General features: G+C 73.4%; 5 protein-coding genes. 4 read left to right on the top strand and 1 reads right to left on the bottom strand.

Annotation, left to right across the window (positions count from 1 at the left end):
• Window positions 1–513: 513 nt before the first annotated feature.
• On the top strand, window positions 514–2,955 hold the full coding sequence (locus IF88_RS0134285) for a molybdopterin oxidoreductase family protein (RefSeq protein WP_051838030.1): 2,442 nt from the start codon (window positions 514–516) through the stop codon (window positions 2,953–2,955).
• Window positions 2,952–3,596 carry a GPR1/FUN34/YaaH family transporter gene (locus tag IF88_RS0134280; RefSeq protein ID WP_051838029.1) on the top strand — a complete coding sequence of 215 codons (645 nt, stop codon included), beginning with the start codon at window positions 2,952–2,954 and terminating at the stop codon, window positions 3,594–3,596. Before IF88_RS0134285 ends, IF88_RS0134280 begins: the two co-directional genes overlap by 4 nt.
• Before the next feature lie 14 nt (window positions 3,597–3,610).
• Here IF88_RS0134280 and IF88_RS0134275 read toward each other — a convergent pair whose 3' ends face one another.
• On the bottom strand, window positions 3,611–4,558 hold the full coding sequence (locus IF88_RS0134275; protein WP_030721684.1) for an AEC family transporter: 948 nt from the start codon (window positions 4,556–4,558) through the stop codon (window positions 3,611–3,613).
• 83 nt (window positions 4,559–4,641) lie between these two features.
• On the opposite strand from IF88_RS0134275, the gene IF88_RS0134270 reads away from it, so the two are divergent.
• Together IF88_RS0134270 and IF88_RS0134265 are read left to right on the top strand one after the other, a co-directional pair.
• Entirely contained in the window at window positions 4,642–6,000 is a 1,359-nt protein-coding gene (locus IF88_RS0134270) for a sensor histidine kinase (protein WP_037808090.1), read from the top strand.
• On the top strand, window positions 5,997–6,677 hold the full coding sequence (locus IF88_RS0134265) for a response regulator (RefSeq protein WP_030721681.1): 681 nt from the start codon (window positions 5,997–5,999) through the stop codon (window positions 6,675–6,677). The genes IF88_RS0134270 and IF88_RS0134265 overlap by 4 nt, the downstream gene beginning before the upstream one ends.
• Window positions 6,678–6,810: the final 133 nt, after the last annotated feature.

The raw sequence follows: 6,810 nt of genomic DNA, 5'->3' as shown, positions 1-6,810 counted from the left end.
ATGAGCGCGGTCAGGTCGGCGGGCACGGGCGATCGGTCCTCAGCGGCGAGCCCACCCGGGACCGGCTGGCCGGCGGTGAGCTGTTCTGTACGGAGCCGCACTGCCCCGCTCGTGACCGCCCAGTGTAGGCGGCGGCCACATCCTGCGGGGTGACCTGCGTCACGCCGCCCTGCTGGGGCGCGTGGGGGGGGCCGCAGGCGCGCGGCCGCGCCGCCACGCGCCGCAAACCCCGGCTGTCGATGCGGTCAGGACTTTCCGCGGCCGGTGACGAAGTCGCGAGCCGCCTGGTCCGGGTACTGCTCCTCGGCGTCGAGTGGCGCACCGGCTCGATGGTGACCTCGTCGACCAGGTCACGCGGTTCCTGCCCCTGGCCGGGCATGGGCCCGGATCCGGGCGACCCGTTCGGAGATCCTCGCCGGGCCGAACGGCTCCGGCCCCGAACCGTCGCCCCTGGGCCGCCGGCCGGGCGTCGGGCCGGGGCGTGGCGGTCCTGAATCGGGGAAGGTGCCGGGCATGGCCACATCCGATCCGGCTCCTGATCGCATCGCCGAGCCGTGGGGCCCACGGACTCCCTACGGCCGTGGCGGGCCCTGGCCCGTGCGGGTCGACTCGTACCTCGCCGCGGACCCCGACGCCGACGGCGCCGTCCGTGTCGACCGATGGGTTCCGACGGCCTCGAACCTTCACTCGAACGGCGACGCGATGGAGCTGGCGGTCAGGGACGGCCGGCTCGTCGGAGTCCGCGGGGTGGCCCGGGACCGGGTCAACCGCGGCCGCCTCGACGTCAAGGACCTCTACGGCTGGCAGGCCATCGCCTCGCCGGACCGCCTGACCCGGCCGCTGGTCCGCGAAGACGGCATTCAACGGGAGACCGACTGGGACACGGCGATGACCCGGATCACCGACCGTACCCGCGCGCTCCTCGACGGCCCCGGCCCCTCCTCGATCGGCTTCTACACCAGCGGTCAGCTGTTCCTGGAGGAGTACTACGCGCTGGCGGTCATCGCCCGCGGCGGTCTGGGCACCAAGCACCTCGACGGGAACACCAGGCTGTGCACGGCCACCGCCGGCGAAGCCCTCAAGGAGTCGTTCGGCTGCGACGGCCAGCCCGGCTCGTACGCCGACATCGACCACGCCGACACCATCGCCCTCTTCGGACACAACATGGCGGAGACCCAGGGCGTGCTGTGGAGCCGGATCCTGGACCGTATCGCCGGTCCCGAACCGCCCGTCCTGCTGTGCGTCGATCCCCGGCCGGGCCCCGTGTCCGAAGCCGCCACCCTCCACCTCCAGCCGAGGCCCGGCACCAACCTCGCCCTGATGAACGGCCTGCTGCACGAGGTCATCGCACACGGCTGGACCGATCCCGCGTACATCGAGGCGCAAGTCACCGGCTTCGACCGCCTGGCCCGTCAGGTGGCCGGGTTCCCGGCCGAGGCCGCCGCCGCGGCCACCGGGATCCCCGCCGAGCAGATCCGTACCGCCGCACGCCTGCTCGGCCAGGCCGGACGGCTGCTGTCCACGGTCCTCCAGGGCTTCTACCAGTCCCACCAGGCCACCGCGGCCGCCGTCCAGGTCAACAACCTGCACCTGATCCGCGGCATGCTCGGACGGCCCGGCTGCGGCGTCCTGCAGATGAACGGGCAGCCCACCGCCCAGAACACCCGCGAATGCGGCGCCGACGGGGACCTGCCCGGCTTCCGCAACTGGGCCAACCCCCGCCACGTCGAAGAACTCGCCAGGATCTGGAACGTCACTCCCGACCGCATCCCGCACGACGGGCCGCCCACGCACCTCATGCAAATGCTCCGCCTCGCCGAGGAAGGCTCCCTGCGCATGCTCTGGGTCTCCGGCACCAACCCTGCCGTCTCCCTCCCCGAACTGGACCGCGTCCGCACCGTACTCGGCCAGGACCGGCTCTTCCTCGTCGTCCAGGACCTCTTCCCCACCGAGACCACCGAGTTCGCCGACGTGGTGCTGCCCGCCGCCGGCTGGGGCGAGAAGACCGGCACCTTCACCAACGCCGACCGCACCGTCCACCTCTCCCTCAAGGCGGTCGAGCCGCCCGGCGAGGCCCGCCCCGACCTCGACGTCTTCCTGGACTTCGCCCGCCGTATGGACCTGCGCGACGGCTCGGACGCACCCCTCGTCCCCTGGGGCGGCCCCGAAGAGGTATTCGAAGCGTGGAAGGAATGCAGCCGCGGCCGCCCCTGCGACTACAGCGGACTGAGCTACGCCCTGCTGCACGAACGCGGAGGCGTCCAGTGGCCCTGCACCGCCGAACACCCCGACGGTACCGAGCGCCTCTACACCGCGGGTGACTTCCGCAGCAGACCGGAAGACTGCGAGACCTACGGCCGCGACCTCCTCACCGGCACCCCGCACGACGAGGACGCCTACCGCTCCCTGAACCCCGACGGCAAGGCGGTCCTGCGCACCGCCCCGTACGTCCCGCCGCCCGAACAGCCCGACGCCGACCACCCGTTCTGGCTCATCACCGGCCGCACCCTGTACCAGTTCCACACCCGGACCCGCACGGGCCGCGTGCCCGAACTACGGGACGCGGCGCCCGACATGTGGATCGAGATGTCCGCGAACGACGCAGCAGCCGCCGGCATCGGGGAAGGCGACCTCGCGGAGGTGTCCACCCGGCGGGGGACCGTCCGCGCCAGAGCCCGCATCACCGGCATCCGCGAAGGCGTCCTGTTCCTCCCCTTCCACTACGGCTACTGGGACGCCCCCGACGGGACCGGCCACCACCGGGCCGCCAACGAACTCACCCCCACCACCTGGGACCCGGCCTCCAAACAGCCGCTGTTCAAGACCGGCGCCGCGCGCATCACCGCGGCCGCCCCCCTCTCCGGCCCGGCACCGGCCCCCACCACCACCGCCTCCACACCGGTGCCCGCCCCGCCCCCGCGCCGCGACGCCGGTGCGAGAAAGGCACCTCCATGACCGCGCCCGTGCCGCACACCACCGCGACGGTGCTCCGCCCGCTCGGCACCCCGCTGCCCGTGGGGTTCCTGGGACTCGCCGGAGGCGCCTTGGCCGTCTCCGCGCTCCAGCTGGGCTGGATCCCGCTCCACGAGCACCACGCGGTGGCACTCGTCCTCCTCTCCTTCGCCTTCCCGCTCCAGCTGCTCGCGGCGCTCCTCGGCTTCCGCGGCCGCGACACGGCCTTCGCCACCGCCATGGCCGTACTGGCCGCGAGCTGGCTCGTCCAGGGCGCACTCCTCGCGGCGGGCCCGGCGTCCGAGGCCCGACACACGCTCGGCGTGTTCCTCGTCACCGCGGCCGCGGCCCTGCTCGTTCCCCTCGCCGCGTCCGGCGCGACCAAGCTCGCCGCCTCGGCCGTCATCGCCTGCGCGACCGTACGTCTGGCCCTGGCCGGGATCCACCAGCTCACCCGCTCCCCCGCCTGGGAGGACGCGGCCGGCGCGGCGGGGCTGGCCCTTGTGCTCCTCGCCCTCTACGCCGCCACCGCCTTCGCCCTGGAGGACACCGGGGGCCGTCCCGCCCTGCCCGTCGGCCGGCACGGATCCGGAGCCCGGGCCATGGAACACGGGGCGGAGCCCGGAATCCGTCCCCTGCTCTGAGGGGGCTCTGACGCCTATGCGGCGACCGTCTGCAGCCACAAGGGCAGAAGGAGCAGCGACACGAGCGAACTCTTGATCACCAGCGACGCGGAGAGGTCGACGCCCACGTCGTAGCGCTGGGCGAAGATGAACAGGTTCTGCGGGGTCGGCATCGCCGCGATCAGGACGAGGTACGCCAGCCACTCGCCCCGGACGCCGAAGAGCATCCCGCACACCGCCCAGGTCAGCAGCGGGAACGCCAGGCACTTGAAGCCGACGAGGGCCAGCTCCTCGCGCGTGGTGCCCCGCAGGTCCAGGCCGAGGCCGCCGAGGTGGAGACCGAGGGCGAACAGGGCGACCGGCGAGGCGCTGTCGCCGACGAAGGCGGCGCCGTCCAGGACCACGGCCGGGATCTTCACCGAGAGCAGGTTGAGCAGGATCCCCGCGTTGCAGGCGAGGACCACCGGGGTGGTGAGGGAGGCGCCGACGGCGCGGGCGAGGCGCCGTGCCGGGCCGCCCGCGGCCGGCCCGGCACGGCCCAGTTCCATGAGGGCGATGACGACCAGGGACAGCACGCAGACCTGGAACAGCAGGATCGGGAAGATCGGGGCCGCCGTCCCGAAGACGGTGATGAAGACGGGGACGGCGAAGTAGGCCGTGTTGACCTGGACCCCGGCCATCACGCGCAGCGCCACGACCCGGGGCTCCCGGATGCCGTGGGCGACCGCCGCCACGGCGACGGCCGCGACCGCCAGGGCCGCCGACCCGGCGTAGCCGCCTATCGCCCGCCAGTTGAAGAGGGCCGCGAGGTCACTGGCGTAGATGTTGCCGAAGAGGTAGCAGGGGACGGCGAAGAGGAAGGCGTAGTCGGAGAAGACCTTGGAGGCCTCGGCCGGGACGATCTTGCGGCGTGCGAGCAGCACCCCGCCGCCGAAGGCCAGTAGCACCGGCACCAGTTTCTCCAGCGCGGCTGCCCCGCCCATGCTCTCTTCCCCCGTGATCGCTTGGCGAGCAGCCTACCCTTACCCGCGGTTCGGGGTCCGGCCGGGCATAGGCTGGTCCGATCATGAGCGACAGATCCCGCACCTGGCGGGGCGGCCGGAAACGCGACCGCACCCGCGCCTCCTCGACCGGCGCGCCCGGTGCCCGGGTGCCCGGCGCGCTGGGCCAGCTCGCCGTGCTGCTGCGCACGCCCGCCCGGCCGGCGCAGCCGCTGCTGGGGCAGGCGGCCAAGCGCTGGCAGCGGATGCTGCCGTACCTCGTCGTCGGCATCTGCGTGGTGACGCTGCTTCCGGTGACCATCGCGGTGCTGAGCAACGACTACGGGCTGGACGGCGGCTGGGCGGGCGCGCTCGGGGTGGCGCAGACGGTGCCGCTGCTCCTCGCGGTGGTCCGGCCGCTGCCCGCCTGGGGCCTCGTCCTGGCGGCGGACTTCGCCGGCGCCGTCCTGCTGATCGGTGCCGACAAGGTGGCCGGGCACTCCTGGCCGTGGCCGCCGATGACCATCGTCGGCTACCTGGTGCTGATGGCCTGCCTGGGGCTGCGCGAATCCATCCGGACCCTGGTCGGGGTGTGGCTGGTGACCGGCGCGCTCGGTGCGGCGCTGGGTTTCTCCCAGCCGGACGGCGTGATGAACTCCGCAGCCCTGCTGTTCGTGCTGAGCGGGGTGATGCTGGTGCTGACGGGCGCGCTGCGCGGTCTGGGCGACGCCCAGCAGCGGATCGCCGAGCAGGAGAGCATCAGCGAGGCGGAGCGGTCCCGGCGGACCCTGCTGGAGGAACGGGCCCGGATCGCCCGCGAGTTGCACGACGTGGTGGCCCACCACATGTCGGTGATCACCGTCCAGGCGGATTCGGCGCCGTACCGGCTGCCGGGCATGCCCGAGGCGGTCCAGGAGGAGTTCGCCGCGATCGCGGCCGGCGCCCGGGAATCGCTGGGCGAGATGCGGCGGCTGCTGACCGTACTGCGCGGTGACGGGGCGAACGGCGGCGCGGAGGGCGAACGGGCCCCGCAGCCGGGGATCAACCGGCTGCAGCAGCTGGTGGAGGCGACCGTACGGGCCGGGCAGCCGGTGGAGCTGTCGCTGGCGGCGGGGGCGGCCGGGGCGGCTCCGCCGGCGGTGGACCTGTCGGCTTACCGGATCGTGCAGGAGGCCCTTGCCAATGTGGTGCGGCACGCGCCGGGCGCGCGCACCCGGGTCTCGGTGACGGTCGACGAGGACGAGGTGCTGGTGCTCGTGGTCAACGGTCCGGCCCGGGACGCCGTGGTGGAGCTGGAGAGTTCGGGCACGGGGCACGGTCTGGTGGGGATGCGGGAACGCGTACGGTTGACCGGCGGGACGCTGGACACCGGTCCGCTGCCCGACGGGGGCTTCCGGGTCGCCGCCCGCCTGCCCCTGAACGACCCGGCCGAGGACGCAAGTTGACCATCCGTGTGATCATCGTCGACGACCAGGCCATGGTGCGGGCGGGGTTCGCCGCGCTGCTGTCGGCGCAGGCCGACATCGACGTGGTGGGCGAGGCGCCCGACGGGCGGCAGGGCGTGCAGGTGGCCCGATCCACGCACCCCGACGTGGTGCTGATGGACGTGCGGATGCCGGAGATGGACGGGCTCACGGCGGCCCGAGAGATCCTCGATCCCCCGCCCGGGGTCGTGCACCGGCCGAAGGTGCTGATGCTGACCACCTTCGACATCGACGACTACGTGTACGAGGCGCTGCGCGCCGGCGCCTCGGGCTTCCTGCTGAAGGACGCCCCGCCGGCCGATCTGATCGCGGCGGTACGCGTCGTCGCCTCGGGCGAGGCACTGCTGGCGCCCTCGGTGACCCGGCGGCTCATCGCGGACTTCGTCCAGCAGCGGCCGGCTCCGCGCAAGGACCCGGCGCTGCGGCTGAACGGCCTCACCCCGCGTGAGACCGAGGTACTGGAACTCATCGCGCGCGGACTGTCGAACCAGGAGATCGCGGGCCATCTGGTGCTGGCGGAACAGACGGTGAAGACCCACATCGGACGGGTGCTGGCCAAACTCGACCTGCGGGACCGGGCCCAGGCCGTGATCTTCGCCTACGAAGCGGGGCTGGTCCGGCCGGGCGACTCCGCCTGAGCCGGCGGCCGGGCGACCCGGCCTGACCGGAGGGGCGCAGCAGGGCGGAGCAGGGCCGCCCCGGGCGGGGACGGATCGGCCCCCGTCCTCCTCCACCCCCTACCGGGGTATGACATCCGACTTGGCACCACGG

Source organism: Streptomyces sp. NRRL F-2580, assembly GCF_000720115.1.
Taxonomy (GTDB): Bacteria; Actinomycetota; Actinomycetes; order Streptomycetales; family Streptomycetaceae; genus Streptomyces.
Note: the sequence above shows the minus strand (reverse complement) of the source record. Positions and strands in the feature narration are given on the sequence as shown.